At 72.6% G+C, this 26,960-nt stretch carries 26 protein-coding genes; 15 read left to right on the forward strand and 11 right to left on the reverse strand.

Annotated features, from left to right (window positions below; all coding sequences use genetic code 11):
• The first annotated feature begins 135 nt into the window (after positions 1-135).
• Entirely contained in the window at positions 136-681 is a 546-nt protein-coding gene (locus AB0M92_RS08470) for a YbjN domain-containing protein (RefSeq protein ID WP_366101311.1), read from the forward strand.
• Positions 682-691: 10 nt separating this feature from the next.
• Here the strand turns inward: AB0M92_RS08470 and AB0M92_RS08475 are convergent, their stop codons facing one another.
• Entirely contained in the window at positions 692-1,840 is a 1,149-nt protein-coding gene (locus AB0M92_RS08475; RefSeq protein ID WP_366101312.1) for a hypothetical protein, read from the reverse strand.
• Between the two features lie 140 nt (positions 1,841-1,980).
• A complete protein-coding gene (locus tag AB0M92_RS08480) occupies positions 1,981-3,171 on the reverse strand; it encodes a pyridoxal phosphate-dependent aminotransferase (RefSeq protein WP_366101313.1) in 1,191 nt (396 codons plus the stop codon).
• A gap of 183 nt (positions 3,172-3,354) precedes the next feature.
• On the opposite strand from AB0M92_RS08480, the gene AB0M92_RS08485 reads away from it, so the two are divergent.
• The 11 genes from AB0M92_RS08485 (at position 3,355) to AB0M92_RS08535 (ending at position 13,588) form a co-directional block, all read left to right on the forward strand.
• Entirely contained in the window at positions 3,355-3,531 is a 177-nt protein-coding gene (locus AB0M92_RS08485) for a hypothetical protein (protein ID WP_366101314.1), read from the forward strand.
• Between the two features lie 261 nt (positions 3,532-3,792).
• On the forward strand, positions 3,793-4,335 hold the full coding sequence (locus AB0M92_RS08490; RefSeq protein WP_366101315.1) for a DUF2617 family protein: 543 nt from the start codon (positions 3,793-3,795) through the stop codon (positions 4,333-4,335).
• Positions 4,336-4,476: 141 nt separating this feature from the next.
• Positions 4,477-6,117: a polyamine aminopropyltransferase gene (locus AB0M92_RS08495; RefSeq protein ID WP_366101316.1), complete on the forward strand. Its 1,641-nt coding sequence runs from the start codon at positions 4,477-4,479 to the stop codon at positions 6,115-6,117.
• A gap of 81 nt (positions 6,118-6,198) precedes the next feature.
• On the forward strand, positions 6,199-7,098 hold the full coding sequence (locus tag AB0M92_RS08500; protein WP_366101317.1) for an SRPBCC domain-containing protein: 900 nt from the start codon (positions 6,199-6,201) through the stop codon (positions 7,096-7,098).
• A gap of 21 nt (positions 7,099-7,119) precedes the next feature.
• On the forward strand, positions 7,120-7,905 hold the full coding sequence (locus AB0M92_RS08505; RefSeq protein ID WP_366101318.1) for an aldose 1-epimerase: 786 nt from the start codon (positions 7,120-7,122) through the stop codon (positions 7,903-7,905).
• A gap of 21 nt (positions 7,906-7,926) precedes the next feature.
• Positions 7,927-8,466 (forward strand): orotate phosphoribosyltransferase, encoded by a 540-nt coding sequence (gene pyrE / locus AB0M92_RS08510; protein WP_366101319.1) that lies wholly within the window; start codon positions 7,927-7,929, stop codon positions 8,464-8,466.
• Between the two features lie 286 nt (positions 8,467-8,752).
• Positions 8,753-9,775: a class II fructose-bisphosphate aldolase gene (gene fbaA, locus AB0M92_RS08515; RefSeq protein ID WP_366101320.1), complete on the forward strand. Its 1,023-nt coding sequence runs from the start codon at positions 8,753-8,755 to the stop codon at positions 9,773-9,775.
• 101 nt (positions 9,776-9,876) lie between these two features.
• Positions 9,877-10,290 (forward strand): DUF3151 domain-containing protein, encoded by a 414-nt coding sequence (locus AB0M92_RS08520; protein WP_229337660.1) that lies wholly within the window; start codon positions 9,877-9,879, stop codon positions 10,288-10,290.
• Positions 10,291-10,487: 197 nt separating this feature from the next.
• On the forward strand, positions 10,488-11,333 hold the full coding sequence (locus AB0M92_RS08525; RefSeq protein ID WP_366101321.1) for a tryptophan 2,3-dioxygenase family protein: 846 nt from the start codon (positions 10,488-10,490) through the stop codon (positions 11,331-11,333).
• On the forward strand, positions 11,326-12,537 hold the full coding sequence (gene kynU / locus AB0M92_RS08530) for a kynureninase (protein WP_366101322.1): 1,212 nt from the start codon (positions 11,326-11,328) through the stop codon (positions 12,535-12,537). The genes AB0M92_RS08525 and kynU overlap by 8 nt, the downstream gene beginning before the upstream one ends.
• A 166-nt stretch (positions 12,538-12,703) precedes the next feature.
• Positions 12,704-13,588: an alpha/beta hydrolase gene (locus tag AB0M92_RS08535; protein WP_366101323.1), complete on the forward strand. Its 885-nt coding sequence runs from the start codon at positions 12,704-12,706 to the stop codon at positions 13,586-13,588.
• Between the two features lie 99 nt (positions 13,589-13,687).
• Here AB0M92_RS08535 and AB0M92_RS08540 read toward each other — a convergent pair whose 3' ends face one another.
• A complete protein-coding gene (locus tag AB0M92_RS08540; protein ID WP_366101324.1) occupies positions 13,688-14,971 on the reverse strand; it encodes an adenylosuccinate synthase in 1,284 nt (427 codons plus the stop codon).
• 184 nt (positions 14,972-15,155) lie between these two features.
• Here AB0M92_RS08540 and AB0M92_RS08545 point away from each other — a divergent pair, with 184 nt between their 5' ends.
• Positions 15,156-15,965, forward strand: coding sequence for a diacylglycerol kinase (locus AB0M92_RS08545; RefSeq protein ID WP_366101420.1), 810 nt, complete (start codon positions 15,156-15,158; stop codon positions 15,963-15,965).
• 73 nt (positions 15,966-16,038) lie between these two features.
• Here the strand turns inward: AB0M92_RS08545 and AB0M92_RS08550 are convergent, their stop codons facing one another.
• The gene (locus AB0M92_RS08550) at positions 16,039-16,542 is read right to left on the reverse strand and encodes a MarR family transcriptional regulator (RefSeq protein WP_366101421.1); all 504 of its coding nucleotides are present in this window, start codon (positions 16,540-16,542) and stop codon (positions 16,039-16,041) included.
• Positions 16,543-16,617: 75 nt separating this feature from the next.
• Between AB0M92_RS08550 and AB0M92_RS08555 the strand changes: the two genes are divergently transcribed.
• Entirely contained in the window at positions 16,618-17,550 is a 933-nt protein-coding gene (locus AB0M92_RS08555) for an ABC transporter ATP-binding protein (RefSeq protein WP_366101325.1), read from the forward strand.
• Positions 17,547-19,121 (forward strand): ABC transporter permease, encoded by a 1,575-nt coding sequence (locus tag AB0M92_RS08560; RefSeq protein WP_366101326.1) that lies wholly within the window; start codon positions 17,547-17,549, stop codon positions 19,119-19,121. The genes AB0M92_RS08555 and AB0M92_RS08560 overlap by 4 nt, the downstream gene beginning before the upstream one ends.
• A 16-nt stretch (positions 19,122-19,137) precedes the next feature.
• Here the strand turns inward: AB0M92_RS08560 and AB0M92_RS08565 are convergent, their stop codons facing one another.
• The 7 genes from AB0M92_RS08565 to AB0M92_RS08595 form a co-directional block, all read right to left on the reverse strand.
• The gene (locus AB0M92_RS08565; RefSeq protein ID WP_366101327.1) at positions 19,138-20,334 is read right to left on the reverse strand and encodes a cytochrome P450; all 1,197 of its coding nucleotides are present in this window, start codon (positions 20,332-20,334) and stop codon (positions 19,138-19,140) included.
• A gap of 94 nt (positions 20,335-20,428) precedes the next feature.
• Positions 20,429-21,088 (reverse strand): response regulator transcription factor, encoded by a 660-nt coding sequence (locus AB0M92_RS08570; protein WP_366101328.1) that lies wholly within the window; start codon positions 21,086-21,088, stop codon positions 20,429-20,431.
• Complete coding sequence (locus AB0M92_RS08575) at positions 21,085-22,437, reverse strand: histidine kinase (protein ID WP_366101329.1); 1,353 nt, start codon at positions 22,435-22,437, stop codon at positions 21,085-21,087. The genes AB0M92_RS08570 and AB0M92_RS08575 overlap by 4 nt, the downstream gene beginning before the upstream one ends.
• A gap of 87 nt (positions 22,438-22,524) precedes the next feature.
• Complete coding sequence (locus AB0M92_RS08580) at positions 22,525-23,205, reverse strand: response regulator transcription factor (protein ID WP_366101330.1); 681 nt, start codon at positions 23,203-23,205, stop codon at positions 22,525-22,527.
• Positions 23,206-23,214: 9 nt separating this feature from the next.
• Positions 23,215-24,534, reverse strand: a complete 1,320-nt coding sequence (locus tag AB0M92_RS08585) for a sensor histidine kinase (RefSeq protein ID WP_366101331.1) — start codon at positions 24,532-24,534, stop codon at positions 23,215-23,217.
• A 10-nt stretch (positions 24,535-24,544) separates the two neighbouring features.
• Entirely contained in the window at positions 24,545-25,735 is a 1,191-nt protein-coding gene (locus AB0M92_RS08590; RefSeq protein ID WP_366101332.1) for an acyltransferase, read from the reverse strand.
• Positions 25,728-26,738: an alpha/beta hydrolase gene (locus AB0M92_RS08595; protein WP_366101333.1), complete on the reverse strand. Its 1,011-nt coding sequence runs from the start codon at positions 26,736-26,738 to the stop codon at positions 25,728-25,730. Before AB0M92_RS08595 ends, AB0M92_RS08590 begins: the two co-directional genes overlap by 8 nt.
• Between the last annotated feature and the right edge of the window lie 222 nt (positions 26,739-26,960).

A 26,960-nucleotide genomic window follows, 5' to 3' on the forward strand; every position in this document is an offset into this window, starting at 1 on the left:
CCCCGGCGCGTCGGCACAGGTTCCCCTTATCGGCGCCCTACTCCTGTCCGCCCTGCGCGGATCGCACGTGCGGGGGTGGACAGGGGGTGGGAGCCATGGGGGAGGATGACAACATCCGCACGAAGGGAAAACACGGTGAGCATCGACCCGGCCTCGATTCCGAACTTCGGAGGGCAGCAGCCCGATCCGCAGGCCACAGGACCGGCGGGCCCCGTCGTCCCCGACCAGGATCTGGTCAAGCAGCTGCTGGAGCAGATGGAGCTCAAGTACGTCGTCGACGACGAGGGTGACCTCGCGGCGCCGTGGGAGGAGTTCCGGACGTACTTCATGTTCCGCGGCGAGGAGGAGCAGCAGGTCTTCTCGGTGCGGACCTTCTACGACCGCCCGCACGCGATCGAGGACAAGCCCGCGCTCCTTGAGTCGATCGACGACTGGAACCGCCGCACGCTGTGGCCGAAGGTCTACAGTCACACGCACGACGACGGCTCCGTCCGCCTGATCGGCGAGGCGCAGATGCTGATCGGCACCGGCGTCAGCCTGGAGCACTTCGTCTCGTCCACGGTCAGCTGGGTCCGCGCCTCCATCGAGTTCGACAAGTGGCTCGTGGAGCAGCTCGGACTGGAGAAGGAGATCGACTCCACCGAAGGCGACAACGGCGACAAGGACGGCGACGACAACTAGTCGCCCCCGGTCACAGCGGTACGCGGGCGACCAGCAACAGGTACAGCCCGTAGCCGTACGAGAGCCCGGCCAGCCCCGCGGTCACCATGACCGCGGAGCGCGGCCGGGCTCGCGCCATTGCGGCCGCGACCGGCAGCAGCAGCGGGAACGCGGGCAGCAGGAAGCGCGGCTTCGACTCGAAGTAGCCGGCCCCGCCATAGGTGATCAGCAGCAGGACGGCGGTGTACACGAGCAGCGCCGGCGGCATCCGGTCCAGCAGCAGGAGCACCGCCAGGAACCCGGCGACGGTCAGGACCACCACGGTCACGACCGTGGCGAGCGGTACGTGCCCGCCCGTCAGCACCCGCCAGATGCTGTCCGTCGTGTACGAGCCGAAGTCGAAGCGGGAGCCCCAGCGCCGCTGCACGGTGAAGTAGCCGGCCGGCTCTCCGGTGCGTATCCCGACGGCGAGGACGTACGCGGCCCAGCCCGCCGGGGCCAGCAGCGCGGCCGCCCACACCTCGGGCGCGCGGGACCGGCGCACGAGCAGCGCGTGCAGTGCGGCGGCGGACACGGCGGCGGCGACGGCGATGCCGGTCGGCCGGGTCAGCCCGGCGAACACCGCCAGGCCCGCGGCCCACAGCCAGCGCCGGCGCAGTACGGCGTACAGGGCCCAGGCCCCCAGCGCGGCCAGCAGCGGCTCGGTGTAGGCGAGGGTCAGCACCACGGAGTGCGGGGTCGCCGCCCACAGCGCCACCAGCAGCACCCCGGCGCGCCGCCCGAGCACCAGCTCCCCGACCCGGTACACCCCGGCTGCGGCCACCGCGGCGGCGGTCCAGGCCACCAGCAGCCCGGCCCAGGGGGTGCCTCCGGCCATCCGCACCAGCAGCGGGTACAGCGGGAAGAAGGCGTAGTCGCTCTGGACGAGCCCGGTCGAGGCCCACATCTGGGTGCGGCCGTAGCCGTGCACGGCGAGGCCGAGGTACCAGACGGAGTCCCAGGAGTACCCGAGCACCCGCACGGGGCTCCGCCCGGCCCACCACGCCCCGACGGCGAGCACCACCGCCCCGCCGGCCCGGACGGCGGTGAACACCCCGAGCGCGACGAGGGCCGCGCTCACCCCGCCGGTCCGGAGCGCCTGCGGCCGCACGGAAACCGACACACTGCCCGTCGCCGCCATGAACCCCGTCTTTCCGCGCTGCGTGTGGACGTCCGACGCCCGTCCGCACGAGGAGGGCCTCGGGCACCCTAAAGCTCACCGGGTTCCGGTGGGTGTGAATCCCCCTGGAACCTCCGGTGAACTCGCACCCGCCGCCGGGATCAGAGCCGTCGCAGCCGGGCCGCGGCCTCTTCGAGGACCTCGGTCTTCTTGCAGAAGGCCCAGCGGACCTGGGTGGCGCCCGCGGCCCGGTCGTCGTAGAAGACCTGGTTCGGGATGGCGACGACCCCGCAGCGTTCGGGCAGGGCGCGGCAGAAGGCGAGCCCGTCCTTCTCGCCGAGCGGGGTGATGTCCGTGGTGATGAAGTACGTGCCCTGCGGGCGGAAGACCTCGAAGCCGGCCGCCGCGAGGCCGTCGGCGAGGATGTCGCGCTTGGCGGCGAGGTCGGCCCGGAAGCCCTCGTAGTAGGCGTCGGGCAGCCGCAGGGCCTCGGCGATGGCGTACTGGAAGGGGCCCGAGGAGACGTACGTCAGGAACTGCTTCGCGGAGCGGACCGCCGAGACGAGCTCGGGCGGGGCGGTGATCCAGCCGACCTTCCAGCCCGTGAACGAGAACGTCTTGCCGCTGCTGGAGATGGTCACCGTGCGCTCGCGCATGCCGGGCAGGGAGGCCAGCGGGAGGTGCGTGCCCTCGAAGACGAGGTGCTCGTAGACCTCGTCGGTGACGACGAGCAGGTCGCGCTCGACCGCCAGCTCCGCGACCGCCGCGAGCTCGGCCGGGGTCAGGACCGTGCCCGTCGGGTTGTGCGGGGTGTTCAGCAGGAGCAGGCGCGTGCGCGGGGTGACCGCGGCGCGCAGCTCGTCGAGGTCGAGGGCGAACGCACCGGCGTGCGGGCGCAGGGTGACCGGGACGCGGGTGGCGCCGGCCATCGCGATGCAGGCCGCGTACGAGTCGTAGTACGGCTCCAGGGCGATGACCTCGTCTCCCGGTTCGAGCAGGGCGAGGAGGGAGGCGGCGATGGCCTCCGTCGCGCCCGCGGTGACCAGGACCTCCGTGTCCGGGTCGTACGGGAGCCCGTAGAACCGCTGCTGGTGCCCGGCGATCGCGGTGCGCAGCTCCGGGATGCCGGGGCCCGGCGGGTACTGGTTGCCCAGGCCCGTCAGGACGGCGCGGGAGGCGGCTTCGGCGATCTCGGCGGGGCCGTCCGTGTCGGGGAAGCCCTGGCCGAGGTTGATCGACCCGGTGCGGGTGGCCAGGGCGGACATCTCCGCGAAGATCGTCGTGCCGAAGGAGGCCAGGCGGCGGTTCAGGAGGGGGCGGCTGCCGCCCACGGGTGCGCTCATGGGCGCCATCCTGGGGGGAACCTCTGGACTTGCTCAAGTGTGCTTTGGCGCGGGTGGCCCGGGGGCATCTCCCCTTCACACCCGGGGAACCGGGCGATGAACGGGGGTTCGGCTCATGTCTGTCATCGGTTGGGTTTTCGCCGCGCTGGTCGTCGTGTTGTTCGTGGCCCTGGTCCGGAAGGTGGTCCGGGCGTGGACCGGTGCCGATGCCGGCTCGGGCTCGGGTTCCGGCTCGGGTTCCGGCTCCTCCTGGTGGGCCGGCGGGGGCGATTCCGGCGGGGGATGCGGGAGCAGCGGCTCTTCCTGCGGCTCCTCCTCGTCCTGCGGCGGATCGTCCTCCTCCTGCGGCGGCGGAGGCTGCGGTTCTAGCTGACCCGGGGCGGCTGTCGTCAGGCGCGTGTGACGCATGGGGTTGAACACGTGAACTGTGTAGCCCCCGGGGGGATGTAAACCCAACCAAGTTGGGTAAAAACGCTGTGAGTGCCGTGCCTTTCATGATTCCCTCGGTTGAGTAGACCAGTCCTCGGACCTCCCTGGACTCCCTGTGGACCCGTGCCGGTGTCCCCCCACCCGTTGACTACCGCTGGCGGGCCCCGGCCCATCTCCCTCGCGCGTTTGCGGAGCCGACTCATGCTCACGACCCTCCAGACCACCTACACCGACACGCGTGCCGCCGATCTCGCCTGGGCCCTGGGTCGGGACCGGCTGCCCGCCCTGGCCGTACTGAACCTCGAACTGGCGGGTGCGAAGGTTGAGTTGCGCCTCCTGGGCGCCTCTCACCAGGTGCTCCTGGAGGAGGGTGGGGTGCTCTGCTCGGAGACGGTCGCCTGCATGCCCGGCAGCCGTACGCCGCTGCCGCTCGGAGTGGCCAAGCGGATGGGTGACTGGGACTACGAGTTCGCCGCGCGGGTGGAGAACCTGTCGCAGGGCTCCTTCGCGGGGCGGGCCCAGGAGCTGCTGGCGCTGGTCGCGGATCACCCGAACGGATTGGCCGGAACCTTTCCCGGCAGCCCGTACGCCTTCACCGCGATGCTCGCGCAGCGCCACGAGGGCCAGGTGCGCTGGCGGACCTGGCACGCGTACCCGCAGGAAGGCCAGTTGGTGGCCACTCGTACGAGGGTCGGCGTGCGCGCGGGCGCACCGGCCGGAGCCCTGGAGTCCGCCGCACGGTAGTGCGGGACCGGGCTGGTCCATCCGGGGGGCGCGGGCGCCGCGGGCGACCCCACACGGTTACGCCAACCGGCTGGAACCGTACGCCACTTGCACCCATGTGGGTGACGGGATGTGAGTGGGCGGTGACGTACGGTTCGCTGCATGATCGACCGTTCCGTCCCGCGCCGGGTGCTCCCGGCTCCGGAGCCGCGGGGCGTGGCGACCCACCCGGCCGCCCTGCCCGTACGGCCCCGGACCGGCCGACTCCTCGTCCTGGCCACCGTGTTCATCTGTGCCGCCTGCGGCCTCGTGTACGAGCTGGAGCTGCTCGCCCTGGGCTCCTACCTCATCGGCGACTCCGTCACGCAGGCGTCCGTCGTGCTGTCCGTCATGGTCTTCGCGATGGGCGTCGGCTCCCTGCTGGCCAAACGGCTGCGCAGACGGCCCGCCTTCGGATTCGCCGCCATCGAGGCGGGCCTCGCCCTGCTGGGCGGGCTCTCCGCGATGGCGCTGTACGCCAGCTTCGCCTGGCTCGGCGAATCGCGACCCGCGCTCGTGGCCTTCTCCTTCGCGATCGGCGTGCTCATCGGCGCCGAGATCCCGCTGCTGATGGTCCTCATCCAGCGCATCCGCAGACAGGACGCGGGCGGCGCGGTCGCCGACCTGTTCGCCGCCGACTACGTGGGCGCGCTCGTCGGCGGTCTGGCCTTTCCCTTCCTGCTGCTGCCGCTGCTCGGCCAGCTCACCGGCGCCATGCTCACCGGCACCGTCAACGCGGTCGTCGGCGCGGGTCTGGTCCTGTGGCTGTTCCGCCGCGACCTGAGCCGCCGCTCACGCTGGCTGCTGATCACCGCGCACCTCACCGTGCTCGCCGTCCTCGCCTGCGCGACCGTCCTCGCCGACGACTTCGAACGGGTGGCCCGCCGTGCCGTCTACGGCGGCGAGGTCCGCGTCGCCCGGCAGACCGGCGTACAGGAGCTCGTCCTGACCGGCCCCGCCACCGGCTCCCCGCGCTCCCTCGACCTGTTCCTCGACGGCCGGCTGCGGGTCAGCGGCTACGACGAGTACCGCTACCACGAGGCCCTCGTGCACCCCGCCATGACCGGCCCGCACGCCCGGGTCCTCGTCCTCGGCGGCGGCGACGGGCTCGCCGCCCGCGAGGTGCTGCGCTACCGGGACGTCACCTCCGTCACCGTCGTCGAGCTCGACCCCGGCGTGGTCCGCCTCGCCCGCACCGACCCGATGCTGTCCGCGCTCAACGGCAGGGCGTACGAGGATCCGCGCCTCGGGGTCGTCACGCAGGACGCGTTCCACTGGCTGCGCGGGCCCGCCGCCCGGGAGCAGTACGACGTCATCGTCTCCGACCTCCCCGACCCGGGCATCACCCCCAGCACGAAGCTGTACTCGCAGGAGTTCTACGGGCTCGCCGCGCGGGCCCTGCGGCCCGGCGGGCGCCTGGCCGTGCACGCGGGACCGCTGGCCACGCGCCCGCGTACGTACTGGACGGTCGAAGCCACCCTGCGCGCGGCAGGCCTGCGCACCGCGCCCTACAGCGCGGGCGGCCGGCTCTCCGGCTTCGCCGCCGGCCCCGACCGCACCCCCGGCACCTCCGACGCGCCGCCGCAGGACTGGGGCTTCGTCCTGGCCGGCCGGGAGCGGGTCCCCGAGCTGCGCGTCGACCGGGACGCGCCGTGGCCGCGCTCGCTGTCCACGCAGTCCCTGCACGACGCCGCGCGCGACGCGGAGCGGACCCGGGTGGCGGGCCTGCCACCGTCGACGCTGCCGCATCCGAGGTATTCGTAAGCACCGGAGATTCGCAACGACCGGCCATTCGTGAGCGCCGGACCGGGTACGCGGGGGCCTCCCCTCGGTAGGCTCGACCACATGGAGCATCAGGTGTTCGTTCCGGTACCGGCAGACGACCTCCGCGCCGTGCTGCGCGACCCCGCCCGGGTGGCCCGCTGCGTACCCGGGCTCCAGCAGGACGCCGACGCGGCGTCCGGGCCCGTGTCGGGCCGCCTCAAACTCCGGGTCGGCGGGCACACCGTCACCTACCGCGGCACCCTGACCGTCACCGAGCGGGATCCGGACCGCTTCACGGTGGCCGGAGAGGGCACGGAGATCCGCGGCAGCGGCGCCGTCAAGCTGGTCCTCGGGCTCCTGCTGGCACCGGCCGACGACGGGACGCGGCTGGAGTTCACCGCCGAGGGCACCGCCGACGGGCGCGCCGCCGCCTTTCCGCCGGAGGCCACCGCCACCGCCGTCCGCCGGCTCCTGGAACGGGCCGCCGAGCAGCTCGTGGCGCTGGCCGCCGCAGGAGCGGGGGAGCCGGTGACCGACGTCATCGCCGAGGCGGAAGAAGCCGAAGAGGCCAAGGCCGCCGAGGACGGCGACCCGGACGGGGAAGACGGCGGTGTCACCGATCAGGTCACCGCGTCCGTCTTCGACACCGAGGTGCCGCCCCCGTCCTTGGAGCCCTTCATGGACGGGGACTTCGAGGGCCTCCCGGAGCTCGACCGGATCGGGGAGATCGGCGACATCGGGGACGTCGACGAGTTCGCCGCCGCCGCGCAGCCCCCGGCCGAGGCCGCCCACGCCCGCCGCACCATGATCGGCCGCAGCGCCGAGGAGGTGGACCACGCACCCCCGCGCGGCCGCTACGCCCCGGTGCCGGCCCCCGCGTCCTCCGGCGCCGGCGCGAACCTGCGCTGGATCGCCCCGGCGGCCGCCCTCGCGCTGGCCTCGGCGGTCGTCGTCGGCCGAGCCCTGCGCCGCCGCCGCTGACCCCTGGTTAGAGTCGGGTGCATGAGTACCCAACTGAGCGCGGGCGGCGCCGAGGTGACCGTCGACCAGGAGGACGGCTGCCGGATCAGCAGCCTGCGCATCGACGGCACGGAGCTGCTGCGCCAAGGGGCGCACTTCGGCTCGTTCCCCATGGTGCCGTGGTGCGGGCGGACCGCGGAAGGGCGGTTCCGGGACGGCGGCGTCCTCCATCAGCTCCCGCTCAACCACCCGCCGCACGCCATCCACGGCATCGGCCGCGACCACCCGTGGCGCAAGGTCCGCCACGGCGACACCGATGCGGCCTTCGTCTACGACCTCGCCGACCCGTGGCCCTGGGCCGGCCGGGTCACGCAGACCGTCGAGCTGACGGCCGAGAGCCTGACGCTCTCCATGGGTGTCGAGACGTACGGCGACTCCTTCCCGGCCCAGGCCGGCTGGCACCCGTGGTTCCGCCGTGACCTCGGCACCGGCGAGGACGTGCGGCTCGACTTCGAGGCCGCGTGGCAGGAGGAGCGGGACGCCGACCACATCCCCACCGGGCACCGCCTCGACCCCAAGCCCGGCCCCTGGGACGACTGCTTCGGCATGCCGCACGGCGTGGACGTCACCCTCACCTGGCCCGGGACGCTGGAGCTCAAGGTCCGCAGCCGCGAGGAATGGGTGGTCATCTACGACGAGCAGCCCGAAGCCGTCTGCGTGGAGCCGCAGTCGGGTCCGCCGAACGGTCTGAACAGCCTCCCGCGCCTGGTCACGCCGGTCGACCCGCTGGAGATCTCCACGACGTGGACCTGGCGCCGGCTCGGCTAGCGCGCCTTTAAGCTCGGGGTCATGACTGACGTACGCGATGCGCTTCTGCAGCAGATCAAGGACAAGGCCGTCGTGCACGGCAAGGTGATCCTCTCCTCCGGCAAGGAGGCCGACTACTACATCGACCTCCGCCGCATCACCCTCGACGGCGAGGCCGCCCCGATGGTCGGTCAGGTCATGCTCGACCTCACCGCCGACCTGGAGTTCGACTGCGTCGGCGGTCTGACCCTGGGCGCCGACCCGGTCGCGACCTCGATGCTCCACGCGTCCGCCGCGCGCGGTGAGCGCCTCGACGCGTTCGTCGTCCGCAAGGCGCAGAAGGCCCACGGCATGCAGCGCCGTATCGAGGGCACCGATGTGAAGGGCAAGCGCTGCCTGGTGGTCGAGGACACCTCGACCACCGGCGGCTCCCCGCTCACCGCCGTCGAGGCCGTCCGTGAGGCCGGCGGCGAGGTCGTCGCCGTCGCCACGATCGTGGACCGCGGCGCCGCGGACGCCATCGCCGAGGCGGGCCTGCCGTACCTCACCGGCTACCGGCTCGCCGATCTCGACCTGGGCTGAGCCCGGACCGGGCGATCACGCGCCCGGGGCGGTCCCGCCCGGTCGCATTCGATCTTGTCCGGTCTCGCATGCTGACCCCCGGAGAACTGGTGACTTAGGTCCCCGGCACTCCGGGCACAGGTCCTGACCTGCTCTTTCCCGGCCGGGCGGAGTGTTTCACGTGAAACGGTCCACCCGGCACGGGTGGAGTGTCGCGCGGAGTCTGGAAAGATGAGCCCGACGGTTACGTCGCCCCCAGGTCAGGGCCAGCAATCGCACACTCCCCGCACATCCAAGGAGCGGACAGATGCCCATCGCAACCCCCGAGGTCTACAACGAGATGCTCGACCGGGCGAAGGCAGGCAAGTTTGCCTACCCGGCGATCAACGTGACCTCGACCCAGACCCTGCACGCTGCACTGCGCGGCTTCGCGGAGGCCGAGAGCGACGGCATCATCCAGATCTCCACCGGTGGTGCGGAGTTCCTGGGTGGCCAGTACAACAAGGACATGGTCACCGGCGCGGTCGCCCTGGCCGAGTTCGCGCACATCGTCGCCGCGAAGTACGACGTCACCGTCGCGCTGCACACGGACCACTGCCCCAAGGACAAGCTGGACGGCTACGTCCGCCCGCTCCTTGAGGTCTCCGCCGAGCGCGTGGCCCGTGGCCTGAACCCGCTCTTCCAGTCGCACATGTGGGACGGTTCCGCCGAGACCCTGGCCGACAACCTGGCCATCGGCCGGGAGCTGCTCGCCAAGGCCGCCGCCGCGAAGATCATCCTTGAGGTCGAGATCACCCCGACCGGCGGCGAGGAGGACGGCGTCACCCACGAGATCAACGACGAGCTGTACACCACCGTCGACGACGCGATCCGCACCGCCGAGGCCCTGGGTCTGGGCGAGAAGGGCCGCTACCTGCTGGCCGCCTCCTTCGGCAACGTGCACGGCGTCTACAAGCCGGGCAACGTCGTCCTGCGTCCCGAGCTGCTGAAGGACCTCCAGCAGGGTGTCGGCGAGAAGTACGGCAAGACCAGCCCGTTCGACTTCGTCTTCCACGGCGGCTCCGGCTCCTCCGAGCAGGAGATCGCCACCGCGCTGGAGAACGGCGTCGTGAAGATGAACCTCGACACCGACACCCAGTACGCCTTCACCCGCCCGGTCGCGGACCACATGTTCCGCAACTACGACGGTGTCCTGAAGGTCGACGGCGAGGTCGGCAAGAAGTCCACCTACGACCCGCGCACCTGGGGCAAGCTCGCCGAGGCGGGCATGGCCAAGCGCGTCACCGAGGCGTGCGCGAACCTGCGCTCGACGGGCACGAAGCTGAAGTAGCACCCGCCGGACCCGCACGACCGAAGGGCCCGGTCCACCGTCGCGAGACGGCGGACCGGGCCCTTCGCCGCAGCACGGCCCCGATACCCCAGACTTGGGGCATGTCCATTCACCAGAACCTGCTCGGGGGCCCCGCCCCCACCCACCTCCCCGACGAGCCGGGCCGCGAGGCCATCGCCGCGGGCACCCCTGCCGTCGAGGTGGCCGCCGCGCACCCGACCTCCTCCCTCGCCTGGGCGGTCCTCGCCGACGAGGCGTTCGCCGCCGGCCGCACCGTCGAGTCGTACGCCTACGCCCGTACGGGCTACCACCGCGGCCTCGACGCGCTGCGCCGCGCCGGCTGGAAGGGACACGGCCCGGTGCCGTGGGAGCACGAGCCCAACCGCGGCTTCCTGCGCGCCCTGCACGCCCTCTCCCGCGCGGCCGGGGCGATCGGCGAGAAGGAGGAGTACGAGCGCTGCTCGACCTTCCTGCGCGATTCCTCCGAGACGGCGGCGGACGTGCTCGGCGCCTGAGCCGCATACGGCACGCCGGGACCCCGGGCGCGGGGTCGCGGCGTGCCGTAGTGTCCGAAAAACACCTGTGACGCCGGTCACACCCCAATAGAGGGAATTCGCCAACCGGTCCTATGATGCGAGCAGGGGACCGGGGCTCCACTCACCCATCGGAAGGGGCGGACCGCTACCCGGAAGCACGTGTCGAGGAGACAGCGATGTCGAACACCCTTGATGCCTCCGGAGCCGGTTCGGACACCCCGAACCTCGACTTCGCCGGCACGACCCCGTACGAGGACTACGTCCAGGCGGACGTCCTCACCCACCTCCAGCACCCCCGCTCGGACGACCCGGGCGAGATGGTCTTCCTGGTGACGACCCAGGTCATGGAGCTGTGGTTCACGGTCATCGTCCACGAATGGGAGACGGCCGCGAAGGCCCTCCGCGAGGACGACATCCCCGTCGCGATGGACGCGCTGAAGCGGTCCCTGCGCGAACTGGAGGCGCTCAACGCCTCCTGGCGCCCGCTCGCCCAGCTCACCCCGGGCCAGTTCAACTCCTACCGCGCCGCCCTCGGCGAGGGATCCGGCTTCCAGTCGGCGATGTACCGCCGCATGGAGTTCCTGCTCGGCGACAAGTCGGCCTCGATGCTCGTCCCGCACCGCGGCGCACCCCGCGTCCACGCGGAGCTGGAGAAGGCCCTCCAGGAGCCCAGCCTGTACGACGAGGTCCTGCGCCTGCTGGCCCGCCGCGGCCTGGCCGTCCCGGAGGCGGTCCTGGACCGCGACCTCTCGCGGCGGTACGAGCCCTCACCCGAGGTCGAGGCCGTCTGGACCGCCCTGTACGCGGACCCCGGTGCCCAGCACGACCTGCACCGCCTCGGCGAGATCCTCACGGACGTCGCGGAGCTCGTCTGGCGCTGGCGCAACGACCACCTGGTCGCCACCCGCCGCGCGATGGGAGCCAAGACCGGCACGGGCGGCTCGGCCGGCGTGACGTGGCTGGAGAAGCGCGCCACGAAGAACGTGTTCCCGGAGCTCTGGACGGCCCGCAGCCATGTCTGACGCGAACGGGAGGTTCCCGGCGGACCTCGCGGCCCGCGCCGCCGCCCTCGACACCGCGGACGAGCTCGGCAAGCTCCGCGACCGATTCACGCTCCCCGACGGGGTCGTCTACCTGGACGGCAACTCCCTGGGCGCCCTGACGACCGGCGTCGCCGCCCGCCTCGCCCAGGTCATCACGCACGAGTGGGGCACGGAGCTCATCCAGTCCTGGTCCACCGGCACCTGGTGGACCGCCCCCGAGCGGATCGGCGACAAGCTCTCCCCGCTCATCGGCGCCGCCCCGGGCCAGACGGTGGTCGGCGACTCCACCAGCGTCAACCTGTTCAAGGCCCTGGTCGGCGCCGCCCGCCTGGCCCGCCCGGGCCGCACGCGGATGCTGGTCGACGCCTCCACCTTCCCCACCGACGGCTACATCGCCGAGTCGGCCGCCCGGATGACCGGCCTGACCGTCATACCGGTCGACCCCTCCGACGCGGCCGGGGCGATGGACGAGGACACCGCCGTCGTCCTCCTCAACCACGTCGACTACCGCAGCGGCCGCCTCCACGACCTCCCGGTCCTCACGGCGGCGGCCCGCGCCGCCGGGGCCGTCACCGTCTGGGACCTGTGCCACTCGGCCGGCGCCCTGCCCGTCGGCCTCGACGAGCACGGCGTCGACCTCGCGGTCGGCTGTACGTACAAGTACCTCAACGGCGGACCCGGTTCCCCGGCGTACCTCTACGTCGCCGCACGCCACCAGGGGGCCTTCGACTCGCCGCTCCCCGGCTGGAACGGTCACGCGGAGCCCTTCGCCATGACCCCGGACTACACCCCGGCGGCCGGTGCGCTCCGCGGCCGGGTCGGCACCCCGGACATCCTGTCCATGCTGGCCCTGGAAGCGGCGCTCGACGCCTGGGACGGGGTCTCGGTGGAGGCCGTACGGGCCAAGTCCCTCGCCCTGACCGATTTCTTCCTGGAGTGCGTGGCCGCGTACGTCCCGGCCGGCAAGGTCGAGTCGGTCACCCCGGCCGAGCACGAGCGGCGCGGCAGCCAGGTCTCGCTGCGCACCGAGAACGCCCGCGCGGTCATGGACGACCTGATCTCCCGCGGCGTGATCGGGGACTTCCGCGCACCCGACGTCCTGCGCTTCGGTTTCACCCCGCTCTACGTGGGATTCGCCGACGCGGAGCGTGCTGCCCGGACACTGGGTCACATTTTCGGGTGATGTAGGGGCGAAACGTCACGGCAACGGGCGGGCGGGGCTTCGGCTCCGTCCGCCCCCGTACATCCCGGCCACGGCCGCCCGCCCTCCGCCGACGCCCCTGTTCCGGCCTGATACGGTCCCGCTCTGCCGGAACACCAGTCCCACGCGTTACCGAGAGGTTGAGCCGATGACGGACCCCGCAGTCGAACGGGACGCCGCGGAGGCCGCCTCGGCCTTCGCCCATCCACCGGTCGCCCCGGACGCGACCGGGTCGTACGGGGACCATCCCGACCAGGTGATCGACTTCTACGCCCCGCGGGGTGGGGCCGCGGCGGGCACGGCCCCGTTGGTCGTGCTCCTGCACGGCGGCGCCTGGCGCGCCCCCTACGACCGCCACCACGTCACCCCCCTCGCGGACTTCCTGGCCCGCCGGGGCTTCGCGGTCGCCAACGTGGAGTACCGGCGCGGAAGTTCCCTGCCGCGCCAGAACGCCGGGGGCCACGTGGCCGGCCGCTGGCCCGAGACGTTCGACGACGTCGCCGCCGCGATGGACGCGCTCCCGTTGCTCGCCCGGGCCCACCTCCCGCAGGCCGACCCGCGCCGTACGGTCATCACCGGCCATTCCGCGGGCGGCCACCTCGCGCTGTGGGCATCGGCCCGGCACGTCCTGCCGCCCGGTTCTCCGGCAGCCTGGCGGCTGCCCGCCCCGCCGATGCTGCGCGGCGTCGTCGCGCTGGCCCCCATCGCGGACTTCGTGGCCGCGGAGGAGCTGGGCGTGTGCGGGGGCGCGTCCGCGCAGCTGCTGGGCGGCGCCGACCCGTGGGCGGAGCGCCTGCCGTTCGCGGACCCGGCGGTGCTGCTGCCGACCGGGATCGCGACGGCCGTGGTCCACGGCCGGGAGGACGTCGTGGTCCCGGCGTCGGTGGCGGAGTCGTACGTGGCCGCGGCGGCCAAGGCCGGGGAGACCGTGGGCCTGACCCTGCTGGACGGGGTCGGTCACTTCCCGCTCATCGACCCGGCGGCCGACGCCTGCGCGGTGGTGGCCGAGGAGATCTCGCAGCTCGCCTGGTAGCGCCCGCGGGCACTGAGGGTCCAGGTGACCGACCGGCAGGGCGGTACGGGAAAGGGGCGGTGCGCCACACGGCGCGCCGCCCCTTTCACTCGGTGGCTCCTAGAGGAACGAGTTGATCTCGATCGTCTCGGTGCGGCCGGGGCCGACGCCGATCGCGGAGATCGGGGCGCCCGACATCTCCTCCAGGGCCTTCACGTACGCCTGGGCGTTCTTCGGGAGGTCCGAGAACGTCTTGGCCTTGGTGATGTCCTCGGACCAGCCGGGCAGGTTTTCGTAGATCGGCTTCGCGTGGTGGAAGTCCGTCTGCGAGTACGGCAGCTCCTCGACGCGCTTGCCGTCGATCTCGTACGCGACGCAGACCGGGATCTGCTCCCAGCCGGTCAGCACGTCCAGCTTGGTGAGGAAGAAGTCCGTCAGACCGTTCACGCGGGTGGCGTAACGGGCGATCGGCGCGTCGAACCAGCCGCAGCGGCGGTCGCGGCCGGTGGTCACGCCGCGCTCGCCGCCGATGCGGCGCAGGTCCTCGCCGTCCTGGTCGAACAGCTCGGTCGGGAACGGGCCGGCGCCGACGCGGGTCGTGTACGCCTTCAGGATGCCGATGACGCGGCTGATCTTCGTCGGGCCCACGCCGGTGCCGGTGCAGGCGCCGCCGGCGGTCGGGTTCGAGGAGGTGACGAAGGGGTACGTGCCGTGGTCGACGTCGAGCAGGGTGCCCTGGCCGCCCTCGAAGAGCACGACCTTGTCCTCGTCGAGCGCGTTGTTGAGGATCAGGGTGGTGTCGGCGACGTACGGCTTGATCTGCTCCGCGTACTGGAGCATCTCCTCCACGATCGCGCCGGCCTCGATGGCGCGGCGGTTGTAGAGCTTGGCCAGGAGCTGGTTCTTGCCCTCCAGCGCCGCTTCGACCTTCTGGATGAGGATCGACTCGTCGTACAGGTCCTGGACGCGGATGCCGATGCGGTTGATCTTGTCCGCGTACGTCGGACCGATGCCGCGGCCGGTCGTACCGATCTTGCGCTTGCCGAGGAAGCGCTCGCCGACCTTGTCGAGGGTGACGTTGTACGGCGTGATCAGGTGCGCGTTGCCGCTGATGAGCAGCTTGGAGGTGTCGATGCCGCGCTCGTTCAGGCCGCGCAGCTCGGAGAGCAGGACGGCCGGGTCGACGACGACGCCGTTGCCGATGACCGGGGTGCATCCGGGGGAGAGGATGCCGGAAGGGAGAAGGTGCAGCGCGTACTTCTGGTCGCCTACGACGACCGTGTGGCCGGCGTTGTTGCCGCCCTGGTAGCGCACCACATAATCAACTGATCCACCGAGCAGGTCGGTGGCCTTTCCCTTACCCTCGTCACCCCACTGAGCTCCGAGCAGCACAAGAGCGGGCACAGGCGTACACCTCTTCCGGATGGGGCATGTCCAAGGTCAGGGGGCGTACGACGATGTACACCGCAGGCTGAGCCGTCGGACCGGTACCCCGGAATAGACGAAGGCCCTGGCGCAATAGCGCAAGGGCCTCTTGCACAAAGATGCTACCCGAGGAAGGACCGAGGTGTCGGCTCCAGAGCCCACCATGAGCCATGCGGGCGCGCCGGTAGGCGGCCTGCTCGTGCTCGTCGACCCGGTCGCCCGCCGTCTTGACGGCGAGTCCGTGCGGATCGCGAAGGATGTTCTGTCGGCGGGAGCCGCGGCGAAAATTTGCCTCCCGGACTCGCAGGAGGAATTTGCGCGGGCCCTCGCCCGCCGGGGCCATCGGCAGCCGGTGATCGTGGGCGACGACCGGGCGCTGGTCCGGGCCGTGGGACTGCTGTACCGGGAGCGAGGGCTCGGGGACGGTGCCGTTTCGCTGATTCCGGTGGGGCAGGTGGGGTCGCTGGGACTGGCGCGCTCCCTCGGTGTCCCGCTGTCGGCGGTGGCGGCGGCGCGGTCGGTGCTGGACGGGGCCGTACGGACGCGGGACCTGCTGGTGGACGACAGCGACGGGGTGGTGCTCGGGGACCTGCGGATCCCACCCGTCCGGGCGGCGGCGCGGCCGCCCGGGCCGTCGGTGTGGAGCGCGTACCGCTCGCTGGTGCGGACGCTGGTCCCCTCGGGGGCCCGGGTGGGGCACCGGCTGCGCGTGGAGGCGGACGGGCAGCTGCTGGTGGACGTGGACCGGGCGGTGGAGGACCTGCGGGTGGTGCCGGTGTCGTCCTCCGGCGCGGTGGCGGAGGTGACGCTCCGGCTGGCGGGCGGCTCCTCGCTGCGGGTGAACGCGGCCTCGGTGACGGTGTCCGGTTCGGACTTCCGCTACCGGGCGGACGCGCTGGTGGCGGGCCCGGTCCGGCGCCGTACGTGGACGCTCCGACCGGGGGCCTGGTCGCTGACGGTGCCGAGGGGGTAGCGGCGGTACTGCCTGTGCGGCGATGCGGGTTACGGGCCGCGGGCCGCAGGCCGCGGGTTGCGGGTTGCACGGGCTACGGGTTCGGCAGGTCCAGGGTGGCCCGGTGGGCCCGCCAGCGGTCCATCATGGCGTGCATCTCGCCCTGCAGGAACTCGAAGAACGCCGCCGTCTCCGCCATGCGCGTGCCCGCCGGGGTGTCCGTGCCGACTCCGGCCGCGCCGTCGCGGAGGGTCTTCTCGAAGAGGGCCAGCACCTGGTCCCGCCGGGTGAACGTCTCGTACCAGAGCTCGTTGTGCAGGACGTACCGGTCCCGCCGGGAGCCCGGCTCCCGCTCCCGGCTGACCATGGTCACCTGCGTCAGGTACGCCACCGCCCCCGACACGGCGGCCGGGCTGATCCGGAGCGCTTCGCTCAGCTCCGCCGAGGTCATCGACCCGCTGTCGCTCGCGAGCAGCTGCGCGAAGACCCGCGAGGCCATCCGCTGCATTCCCGCTTCGGTCAGCTGAGCGGCGAACCGTTCCACGAAGCGGGAGACCGCGGCCTCGTCGCTCCGTACGTCAGGTGCCTGGGTGTTCATGTCGTCCGCCACCTTCCCGACTTTATACGTTTCCCGAGCTTCACAAGTTTGTGAAAGTAGCGTACGTTCAGAATCATGACGAAGGCAATCAGTGTCGCCGGACTCCACAAGGCGTTCGGCCGCACCCACGCACTGGACGGCCTCGACCTCTCGGTCGCCACCGGCGAGGTCCACGGCTTCCTCGGCCCCAACGGCTCCGGCAAGTCGACCACCATCCGCGTCCTGCTGGGCCTGCTGCGCGCCGACTCCGGAACCGCCGAGCTGCTCGGCGGCGACCCCTGGGCCGAGGCCGTGGAGCTGCACCGCCGCGTCGCCTACGTCCCCGGCGACGTCACCCTGTGGCGCAACCTCTCCGGCGGCGAGGTCATCGACCTCTACGGACGGCTGCGCGGGGGACTGGACCGGGCCCGGCGCGCCGAGCTGATCGCGCGGTTCGAGCTGGACCCCACCAAAAAGGGGCGTACGTACTCCAAGGGCAACCGGCAGAAGGTCGCGCTCGTCGCCGCCTTCTCCTCCGACGCCGAGCTGCTCATCCTCGACGAGCCCACCTCCGGGCTGGACCCGCTGATGGAGGGGGTCTTCCAGGGCTGCGTCGCCGAGGCGCGCGCCGCCGGGCGGACCGTGCTGCTCAGCTCGCACATCCTGAGCGAGGTCGAGACCCTCTGCGACCGGGTCAGCATCATCCGCAAGGGCCGCACGGTGGAGACGGGCACGCTGGCCGACCTGCGCCACCTCACGCGCACCTCGATCAGCGCCGAGCTCGCCGGACCGCCGAACGGCATCGCGCACCTGCCGGGCGTGCACGACGTGGAGGTGCGGGGGCTGAAGATCCGTCTCCAGGCCGACACGGACAAGCTGGACGCCGTACTGCGCTCGCTCGCCGACTCCGGGGTGCGCTCGCTCACCTCGACACCGCCGACGCTGGAGGAGCTCTTCCTGAGGCACTACGCGGAAGACGTCCACGGGGGTGGCGTCGACGGCGGCGTGAAGGCGGGCGCGTCCCGATGAAGAACCAACTGGCCGGCACCGGAACGCTGCTGCGCCTCGCGCTGCGCCGCGACCGCGTGATGATTCCGGTCTGGATCATGATCGTGGCGATGCTGGTGCTCAGCCTGCCCGCCTCGCTGGAGTCGGTGTACGGGACGGCCGCCGAACGAACCCGGCTGCTCACGACGATGAACACCAACGGCTCGCTGCGCGCCCTGTACGGGCCGGCCTTCGGCGATTCCATCGGCGCCCTGACCGCCTGGCGCGGGGGGATTTTCGCCGGGGTGCTCGCCGGGATCATGAGCCTGGTCATCGTGGTCCGGCACACCCGCGAGGAGGAGGAGACGGGCCGTCAGGAGATGATCTGCGCCGCGATGGTGGGCCGCCGGGCGCCACTGACGGCCGCCCTGCTCGCGGCCCTGACGGCCAACGGCGCGGCCGCGCTCCTGGTGACGGCCGGGCTCGCCGGGCGCGGGGCGGGAGGCGCGCCGGCCCTCGGGCTCGGCATCGCCGCCACCGGAATGCTCTTCGCGGCCCTGGCCGCCATCGCGGCGCAGCTCACCGAGAGCGCCCGGCTCGCGAAGGGGCTCACGGGAGCCCTGATCGGCGCGGCCTTCGTGCTGCGCGCCGCCGGGGACGCCGGGAGCGCCGGGGGTTCGAGCGCGCTGACCTGGGTGTCGCCGCTGGGCTGGCTGGAGCACGTACGGGCCTTCGCGGGCGAACGCTGGTGGGTGTTCGGCCTGTTCGCGGCGGCCGTGGCGGTGCAGGTGGCGGCGGCGTACGCGCTGGCCGGCCGCCGTGACGTCGGCATGAGCTTCCTGCCGGCCCGGCCGGGCCCGGCGCAGGGCCGGCTCGCCGGGGCGGGGGCGCTGGCCTGGCGGCTCCAGCGGGGCAGCCTGATCGGGTGGAGCCTGGCGTTCCTCGCGGCCGGGGTGGTCTTCGGCGGGATGACGGACGGGGCCACGCAGCTGGTCGGCGACAACGAGCGGACCCGCGAGATCATCGAGCGGATGGGCGGGCAGAGCGGGATCGCGGACGCCTTCCTCGCGACGATGGCCGGGATGCTCGGCATGATCGCCGCCCTCTACATCGTCTCGGCGGTGCTGCGGCTGAGCGCCGAGGAGTCGGGGCAGCGCGCCGAGCCGCTGCTCGGACACGCGGTCGGCCGGGTGCGCTGGGCCGGAGGCCATCTCGCGGTGGCGTTCGGCGGCTCGGCGCTGATCCTGCTGCTGGCGGGGCTGGGCCTGGGGATCGGGCACGGCGAGGGGGTGGGGGCGGCGGTGGGCGCCACGCTCGCCCAGCTCCCGGCGGTCTGGGTGATCGGAGCCCTCGCCGCACTCCTGCACGGAGCCGCCCCGCGGTACGCGGTGGCCGCCTGGGCGGTGGCCGGCGGCGCGCTCACGCTGGGGTGGATCGGCCCGGCGCTGAACCTCCCGCAGGCCGCCTTGAACCTCTCGCCCTTCGCCCACCTGCCCAAGCTGCCGGGTGCCGACGCCCTGGACCGGGCCCCGCTGCTGGTGCTGACCGCGCTGGCGGCGGCCCTGTTGGCGGCCGGCCTGGCGGCACTGCGCCGCCGCGACCTGGTCGCGTAGCAATCGACCCGAACTGTCAGAACTCCACGAGGAGTTCGTCCAGACCGCGGATGACGTACCCGTCCCGCCACCGAGGCTCCCGTACGAGCTTCAGGGGCGGGACGCCGTCTGCCAGCAGGGCCCCGAACGAGGCGGTCAGTTCCCGGCGCGCGAGCGGTGCGCCCAGGCAGTAGTGGATGCCGGCGCCGAAGCTGAGGTGCGGATTGTCGGCCCGTACGAGGTCCAGGGCGTCGGGCCGCTCGAAGCGGGCGGGGTCCCGGTTCGCGGACCCGAAGAGCAGCGCGACCTCGGCTCCGCGCGGGATGACGGTGTCGCCGACCCGGAGGTCGTCGAGCACCCAGCGCTCGAACAGCTGGAGGGGCGTGTCGTAGCGCATCAGTTCATCCACAGCTGTGGACAACTTTTCGGAATCGAGCGAGGCGAGCTGTTCGGGGTGGCGGAAGAGGGCCCACCAGCCGTTGACGGTGGTGTTCACGGTGGCCTCGTGGCCGGCGTTGAGCAGGAGGACGCAGGTGGAGATCATTTCCTGCTCGCTGAGCCGGCCCTCGTCGTCGTGGGCGGCGATCAGACCGGAGATCAGATCCTCGCCGGGCTCCTTGCGCCGCTCCGCGATCAGCCCGCGCAGGTAGGCGCTGAACTCCTCGCTCGCCCGGACCGCCCGCCGCGCGGTCTCCTCGTCCGGGCGGAGCTCGTACATCCCGCAGATGTCGGCCGACCAGGGCCGCAGCAGGGCCCGGTCCGATTCCGGCACCCCGAGCAGCTCGGCGATCATCGCCACGGGCAGCGGCTCGGCCACGACGGTGAGCAGGTCCCCGCCCCCGTCGGCGAGGAGCCGCCCGACCAGATCCCGGGCCATCCGGTCCACGGCGGGCGCGAGCTGCTCGACGGTGCGCGGGGTGAACGCCTTGGACACCAGCCGCCGTACGCGCGCGTGGGCGGGATCCTCCAGGTCCAACAGGCCGTTGTCGTTGAGGACATGGAAGGGTTCGTGCCCCGGGGGCGGTGCCTCGCGGCCGAACTCCTCGTGCGAGAAACGGTGCAGGTAGGTCCGCCCGAGCCTGCGGTCGCGCAGCAGCGCGCTCACGTCGGCGTAGTGCGGTACGAGCCACTGCCCGGTGGCCTCCCACCACAGTGCCCGTCCCTGCTCCCGCAATTCGCGGTAGGCGGGATAAGGATCGGCGACGAACGCGGCGTCCCACGGATCAAAGCCCATCCCGTCACTGTAGAAGACCGCCCCGCGCCCGGCCGGAACTCGCCGGGTGATCCCCGCGCGCCGAAGGCCCCGCCCTCACTGGCGGTGAGCCCCGCTACGCCGGGCTCACCAGGCGGGTCTCGTACGCGAACACCGCGGCCTGGGTGCGGTCGCGCAGGCCCAGCTTCACCAGGATCCGGCTCACGTGCGTCTTGATCGTGGACTCCGCGACGATGAGCCGGTCCGCTATCTCCGCGTTGGACAGCCCCTGCGCGATCAGCACCAGTACCTCCGTCTCCCGCTCGGTCAACTCCCCGATCCCGGCCGGATCCGCCGGCTTCGGCGGGGTCGACAGCTTCGAGAACTCCAGGATCAGCCGCTTGGTGACCGTCGGCGCCAGCAGCGCCTCGCCGGAAGCCACCACCCGCACCCCCTCGGCCAGCTGCCGGGCCGAGGCGTCCTTGAGCAGGAACCCCGAGGCCCCGGCGCGCAGGGCCTGGTACACGTACTCGTCGAGGTCGAAGGTCGTCAGGATCAGCACCTTGGCGTCGGTGTCCGAGGCCACGATCTCCCGCGTCGCCTCCAGCCCGTTCATCACGGGCATCCGGATGTCCATCAGCACCACGTCCGGCCGCAGCGCCGCCACCTTGGCGATGGCCTCGCGGCCGTCCACCGCCTCGCCGACGACCTCGATGCCCTCCATCGCGTTCAGCAGGACGGAGAAGCCCTCCCGGACCATCATCTGGTCGTCGACGATCAGCACCCCGATCGTCATGACGACTGCCCCGGGCCCTGCGCCTGCCCCGAAGCCGTGTCCTGGCGGCCGCGCACCGGTATGAACACCGCCACCTCGTACCCGCCCGCCCCGGTCTCCCCGGCCGTCATCTCACCCTCCAGCATGGCCACCCGCTCCCGCATCCCGGTGATGCCGTGGCCGGCGCCCGGCGAGGGCCGCACGTCCCCGGTCGCCGCCGCGTTGACCACCCGTATCCCCAACCCGCCCAGTACGTACGACACCTCGACCGAGGCGGCCGCCCCCGGGGCATGGCGCAGGCTGTTGCTCAGCGCCTCCTGGATGATCCGGTACGCCGACAGTTCCACGCCCGGCGGCAGCTCGCGCGCCGCACCCGTCACCGTCTTCTCCACGCTCAGCCCGGCCTCCCGCACATTGGCCAGCAGCCCGTCCAGCGAGGCCAGCGTCGGCTGCGGGGCGTCCGGCGCCTCGTAGTCCGCGGAGCGCACCACACCGAGCACCCGGCGCAGCTCCGTCAGCGCCGCCACCGCGTTCTCCCGGATGGTGGCGAACGCCGCCTCCAGCTCCGGCGGCGGGTTCTTCACCCGGTACGGCGCGGCCTCCGCCTGGATCGCCACCACCGACATGTGGTGGGCCACCACGTCGTGCAGCTCGCGCGCGATCGTCGTCCGCTCCTCCAGCAGGGTCCGCCGGTCCCGCTCGACGGCCGTGACCTCCTGCTGCGCGCTGACCTCCTGCTCCGCCTCCCTGCGTATGTTGCGGACCGTCACCACCAGCAGGGCGACCGCCAGGAGGAAGGCCATCGGCATGATCTCGACCGGCTCCCCCCGGCCGAACCCGACCGGTATCGCGATCCCGACCCCCAGGGTGATCAGCCACATCCAGACGGCCGCCCGGGGCCTGGTCCGCATCGCGGCGACGGTCACCGTCACGAGATAGGAGACGAAGGCGCCCGGCGAGCCGGGCCACACGTCGTTCATGCCGGAGCCGACCACCATGAGCATCCCGGCGGCGACCAGGGCCGCCCAGAACGCGCCCACGGGCCGCACCAGGGTCATCAGCACCGGCGTGGCCGCGATCAGCCCCATCACGAGGGTGCTGCTCGGTACCAAGTACTCCCCGCTGGTGGTGGCGGTCAGCATCACCACGAAGAACGCGGTGAGCCCCACGACCGCATGCGGGAAATGCGCCAGGTGCGGCCGTATCCGCCCGGGGAGCCGGCGCACCACCGGCCCGTCGGTGCGCATCGGCGCCAGCGGCCGGTAGGCGAAGGCGTCCGTGATCAGGTCTTGGCGCAGGCTCCGGAACAGGCCGGAGGCCATCCGGATCTCGGGTGTCCGGGGGTTCACCCGGGAGGTCGTCTCGCTCATACCCACACCGTAGGTCGGCCGCCCCCTCGTCCGCGTCGCCGCTGAAGGGGATATCCCGGCCTCCCCCTCAGGTACTACCCGGGGCACTCAGTAGCCCGTCGGACGGACCAGCCCCGTCTCGTACGCGAACACCGCGGCCTGGGTGCGGTCCCGCAGGCCGAGCTTCACCAGGATCCGCCCCACATGCGTCTTCACGGTCTGCTCGGCCACCACCAGGTGCGCGGCGATCTCCGCGTTGGACAGGCCCTGCGCGATCAGCGACAGCACCTCGGTCTCCCGCTCGGTCAGCTCGTCGATCCGTGCCTTCGAGGGCGCCCGCGGCGCACCCATCCGGGAGAACTCCGTGATCAGCCGCTTGGTGATGTTCGGCGAGAGCAGCGCCTCACCGGCCGCCACCACCCGCACCGCCTCGGCGAGCTGGTCGGCCGACGCGTCCTTCAGCAGGAAGCCCGAGGCTCCGGCGCGCAGCGCCTCGTACACGTACTCGTCGAGGTCGAAGGTGGTCAGCACGAGCACCTTGACGGTGGAGCCGGGGGCGGCGGTGATGACCGAGGTGGCCTCGATGCCGCCCATCCCGGGCATGCGGATGTCCATCAGGACCACGTCCGGTCCGAGTGCGGCGACCTTCGCCACCGCGTCGGCCCCGTCCACGGCCTGGCCGACGACCTCGATGTCGGGCTGGGCGTTGAGGAGGACGGTGAAGCCCTGCCGGACCATCATCTGGTCGTCGGCGATCATCACCTTGATCGGTTCGGCCGGAGTGCTCATGCGTCCTCGTCAGCCCTTCTTCGTCTCGGGATCCATCGGGAGCACGGCGCTCACCTCGTACCCGCCGTCCGGGCGCGGGCCGGCGGCGAGCTCGCCCCCCAGCATGCCCGCCCGCTCCCGCATCCCGAGCAGACCGTGTCCGGCGCCGTGCGAGGGCGGGGCCGGCCGCGTCGGCGCGCTGTTGGCGATGCACAGGTGAAGTTCGCGCGGCCCGTAGGCGATGCCGACCTCCACCCGCGATCCGGGGGCGTGGCGCAGGCAGTTGCTCAGTGCCTCCTGCACGATCCGGTACGCGGTGAGCTCGACGCCCGGGGTGAGGGGCCGCCTGATGCCCGCGATCTCGGTGGTGACGGCCAGTCCGGCCCCGCGCACGTTGTCCACGAGACCCTCCAGTTCGGCCAGGGTCGGCTGCGGATGGTGCGGGTTCGCGGGATCGTCAGGCTGCTCGGAGCGCAGCACGCCCAGCACGCGGCGCAGTTCCGTCAGGGCCTCCAGCGCGTTCTCGCGGATGCCGGCCAGGTTCTCCTTCAGCTCCTCGGAGGGGTTCTCCACCAGGTGCGGGGCGACCTGCGCCTGGATGGAGATCACCGACATGTGGTGGGCCACCACGTCGTGCAGCTCGCGGGCGATGCGGCTGCGCTCCTCCAGCAGGGTGCGCCGGGCCCGCTCCTCCTCGGTGATCGTCTCCTGCTCGACGAGCTTGCCGCGGGCCAGGCGGGTGGCCCGCAGGGCGTACCCGAGGAGGCCGACGAAGCCGAACAGGAGAAGCGCGCCGAGGACGCTGCTCTGGCTGTGCTCCGGTTTGAACAGCAGCTCGGCCAGACCGGTCAGTGCGATGGGGACGGTGACGGCGACGACGGTCAACCGGGGTGGCACGCGCAGGGCCACCAGCAGCAGGACGGGGGCGAACGCGATGATTCCGGCCGGCAACCAGGGCCAGCTCTGGCCGTCACCGACGTTGTCGTGGATCGACCAGGCGACCACGCCCGCCGCCAGCAGGCCGAGCCACCAGCCGGCGATCGGCCGGAACATCGCGAGGACGATGGCGGCGCCGGTCAGGATCGCGGCGACCAGCGGGACGCCCCCCTGGTCGTTGTAGTGGTCGCTCATCTGCTCCGTGGTGAGGAACCCGAAGAAGAGCGCGGCGTAGACGACCGCGACGTGCGGCAGCCGGGCCAGCCAGCGCGGCCGGGACATCCTGGGCAGCGGATCGCGCTCGACGGTGAGCAAGTCGAGGGCCAGGGTCCTCAGGAGCCGGCCCCGGGGCGCGCGGGCCCTGCCGGAGTCCACTTCCACTTCCACGGCGGGCGGTCCGCTCTGCTCGTTCACGTCGCCCACCCTAGGCATGGGCCGTCACCTCTTCGGGCGCCCGCAGGGAAATCGTCCCGGAGGACCGGCGGTCCCGCTTCGGCCGCCTGGCCTGCTCGTACGTACGGAACGCGGCCCAGCAGACGCCCAGTGCGGCCGCGAACACCGGCAGCCACAGCAGCCGGGCCGCCATCCACTGCGGGGAGTCGGGCACGGTGTGCAGTCCGGGCAGATCGGCGGGGGCCAGCAGTCCCAGCGCGGTGACGGCCATCATCGCGGTCTGGTGCCACAGGAAGATCGTCATCGCGGACAGGTTCATCAGCGCGACCTTCGCCCAGACCCGGGGCCGCCGCATGGCCCGCTCCAGCGGCCCGCGGAGCAGCAGGGCCAGCCCGCACTGGGCCAGGCCGAACGCGACGGCGGCCAGCGTCGGCGGGTTCAGGTTCGATATCGGGGCCCCGGGGACGCCGACCATGGAGGCCGGATACCCGCACCACAGGACCAGCCCGGCGGTCGCGGCGGCGCCCGCGCCCAGCAGCAGGGCGGCCGGGGTGCGCCGGGCGAACGCCCCGCGGGACCAGGCGGCGCCCAGGGTGTAGGGGACGAGCCAGCCGGCGGCCACATTGACCCAGCCGATCCACTCCGGCCCGCCGAGGCCGAACCGCCACAGGTCCACACCGGCCACCACGGCCAGCGGCCACAGCGGGCTCAGCCGCGCCACGAGCGGTGTCGCGGCGGTGAGCACGGCGAAGACGAGGAGGAACCAGAGCGGGGAGAGGACCAGCTTGACCAGCGTCCGGACGGTCTCCGGCTCCGCCCCGCCGAGCAGCATCCCGGCCGCCGCCACGGTCCACAGGGCGAGCACCGCGGCGACCGGCCGGAACAGCCGTGACAGGCGCTGCCCGACCCACACCCCGTACGGGACCCCGCGCTCGCGCGCCGCGGCGTACCCGAGGGCGGCGACATGGCCGCCGACCAGGAAGAACACGGCCAGCGTCTGGAACACCCAGGACACCGGTGCCAGCCAGGGCAGGTGGGCCAGCGGACTGGTGTTGCTCAGGCCGCCGTTGGCAGTGGTCAGGGCGGTCACCAGCCAGTGGCCCAGCACCACGCCGAGGATGGCGAAGGCCCGCAGGGCGTCCACGGTCCGGTCCCGCTCGGCGGGCGTCCCGGCGTCGATGCGGTCCGCGAGGACGGACCAGCGGGCGCGGAGCTTACGCATGGGAGACCTCCGGGTCGGTCGGGGCGACGGGGGCGGTGCCGAGGACGATGCGGGCCAGGCTGTCGAGGGACGCGGTGCCGGGCTTGAGGTAGTCGCTGTGCCCGCCGGGGCCGGCCGCGAAGGGCCGGGCCCCGAAGGCCGGGTCGACGGGGTCGGTGCCGAAGCCGAGCCCGCCGAGGCGGACATGGGGGACATGGCCGATCCAGTCGGCCCCGCCGCGCCCGGCCCAGACCCGGGCCCCGGTCGGCAGTCCGGCGGCGGAGCCAGCGCCGGTGCCCGGGCTGCCGAACAGGGCCATGTCCGTGACTGCGGGGCCGGTGGAGGTCCGGGCGCAGACCACGCTCCCGTACGAGTGGCAGAGCAGGGACAACCGGGCACCGGGGGCGGTACCGCGCCCCAAGCGCTCCAGGAAGGGGCCCAGTTCGGCGGCGGCCGCATCTGCCCGGTCGGTGCTCAGCACGGTCGAGCTGACCGTGCCGGGGGTGTCGTACCCGAGCCAGGCGACCACGGCAGAGCGGGGATGCCCGGCCAGGAGGCGCTGTTGCAGGGCGACGGCCCCGGCGCGGAACCTCTGGTAGGTGTCCAGCGTGGTGTCGGAGCCGGGCACCAGGACGGCTATCCGGTCGGCGCCCTCCAGATCGCCGAGCACCTCGACGGCCCGGCCCTTGCCGCGGCCGTCGAAGGCGAGGAACCGGGCGGTGCCGTCCGCTCCCATGGCCTCCAGCTTCGCCGCGCGGCCGGTGCGTCCGGCCTCCCGCGCCATGCGGGCCGCCTCCGCGAGGTTGGCGCGGTTGGCCTCGTACCGGTCGGGGAGCGCGGTGGCTTCGGCGAGCGCGGCCGGCGCCGGGGCGGGGACGTCGGGGGAGGCCGCGGCGGACACCGGCAGCACGACGGCCGCGGCGACGAGCCCGGCCAGCAGGGTGCGCCGCAGCCGGCCGCGCTGCTGCCGTTCGGCGGGGCGTCGTTCGAGGCGTCCATCGGGGCGTCCTGCGGCGCGGGTCATGGCGGGTCCCTTTTCCTTCGCTCGGTCCGGACGCGCTGTGTTCGCGTCATCTCCGGTTCCGAAGTTAGGAATTGAGGGGCATCGTCGGCGTCCCGCTGCGGAGCCCCCTTTCCGCGTGGCTCTGAGGTATGACACGGCAGACCTGAGAGCCACGCCGGAAGAGGCCGGTCACCCCCCGGACCATGCCCGGGGATGCATCCCCGGGGCTCTGTCCCGATCCGA

Origin of the sequence: Streptomyces sp. NPDC051582 (genome assembly GCF_040681715.1) — a bacterium.
In the GTDB taxonomy this organism is placed as follows: Bacteria; Actinomycetota; Actinomycetes; order Streptomycetales; family Streptomycetaceae; genus Streptomyces.

Bases quoted from the DNA above. Each gene is read 5' to 3' on its own strand.
- AB0M92_RS08560 (WP_366101326.1), top strand. From the start codon at position 17,547: ATGAAGAACCAACTGGCCGGCACCGGAACGCTGCTGCGCCTCGCGCTG.
- AB0M92_RS08590 (WP_366101332.1), bottom strand. From the start codon at position 25,735: ATGCGTAAGCTCCGCGCCCGCTGGTCCGTCCTCGCGGACCGCATCGAC.
- AB0M92_RS08480 (WP_366101313.1), bottom strand. From the start codon at position 3,171: ATGGCGCCCATGAGCGCACCCGTGGGCGGCAGCCGCCCCCTCCTGAAC.
- AB0M92_RS08495 (WP_366101316.1), top strand. From the start codon at position 4,477: ATGATCGACCGTTCCGTCCCGCGCCGGGTGCTCCCGGCTCCGGAGCCG.
- AB0M92_RS08570 (WP_366101328.1), bottom strand. From the start codon at position 21,088: ATGACGATCGGGGTGCTGATCGTCGACGACCAGATGATGGTCCGGGAG.
- AB0M92_RS08535 (WP_366101323.1), top strand. From the start codon at position 12,704: ATGACGGACCCCGCAGTCGAACGGGACGCCGCGGAGGCCGCCTCGGCC.
- AB0M92_RS08505 (WP_366101318.1), top strand. From the start codon at position 7,120: ATGAGTACCCAACTGAGCGCGGGCGGCGCCGAGGTGACCGTCGACCAG.
- AB0M92_RS08545 (WP_366101420.1), top strand. From the start codon at position 15,156: ATGAGCCATGCGGGCGCGCCGGTAGGCGGCCTGCTCGTGCTCGTCGAC.
- AB0M92_RS08525 (WP_366101321.1), top strand. From the start codon at position 10,488: ATGTCGAACACCCTTGATGCCTCCGGAGCCGGTTCGGACACCCCGAAC.
- AB0M92_RS08555 (WP_366101325.1), top strand. From the start codon at position 16,618: ATGACGAAGGCAATCAGTGTCGCCGGACTCCACAAGGCGTTCGGCCGC.
- AB0M92_RS08575 (WP_366101329.1), bottom strand. From the start codon at position 22,437: ATGAGCGAGACGACCTCCCGGGTGAACCCCCGGACACCCGAGATCCGG.
- fbaA (WP_366101320.1), top strand. From the start codon at position 8,753: ATGCCCATCGCAACCCCCGAGGTCTACAACGAGATGCTCGACCGGGCG.
- AB0M92_RS08520 (WP_229337660.1), top strand. From the start codon at position 9,877: ATGTCCATTCACCAGAACCTGCTCGGGGGCCCCGCCCCCACCCACCTC.
- AB0M92_RS08565 (WP_366101327.1), bottom strand. From the start codon at position 20,334: ATGGGCTTTGATCCGTGGGACGCCGCGTTCGTCGCCGATCCTTATCCC.
- AB0M92_RS08550 (WP_366101421.1), bottom strand. From the start codon at position 16,542: ATGAACACCCAGGCACCTGACGTACGGAGCGACGAGGCCGCGGTCTCC.
- AB0M92_RS08580 (WP_366101330.1), bottom strand. From the start codon at position 23,205: ATGAGCACTCCGGCCGAACCGATCAAGGTGATGATCGCCGACGACCAG.
- kynU (WP_366101322.1), top strand. From the start codon at position 11,326: ATGTCTGACGCGAACGGGAGGTTCCCGGCGGACCTCGCGGCCCGCGCC.
- AB0M92_RS08595 (WP_366101333.1), bottom strand. From the start codon at position 26,738: ATGACCCGCGCCGCAGGACGCCCCGATGGACGCCTCGAACGACGCCCC.
- AB0M92_RS08490 (WP_366101315.1), top strand. From the start codon at position 3,793: ATGCTCACGACCCTCCAGACCACCTACACCGACACGCGTGCCGCCGAT.
- pyrE (WP_366101319.1), top strand. From the start codon at position 7,927: ATGACTGACGTACGCGATGCGCTTCTGCAGCAGATCAAGGACAAGGCC.
- AB0M92_RS08500 (WP_366101317.1), top strand. From the start codon at position 6,199: ATGGAGCATCAGGTGTTCGTTCCGGTACCGGCAGACGACCTCCGCGCC.
- AB0M92_RS08475 (WP_366101312.1), bottom strand. From the start codon at position 1,840: ATGGCGGCGACGGGCAGTGTGTCGGTTTCCGTGCGGCCGCAGGCGCTC.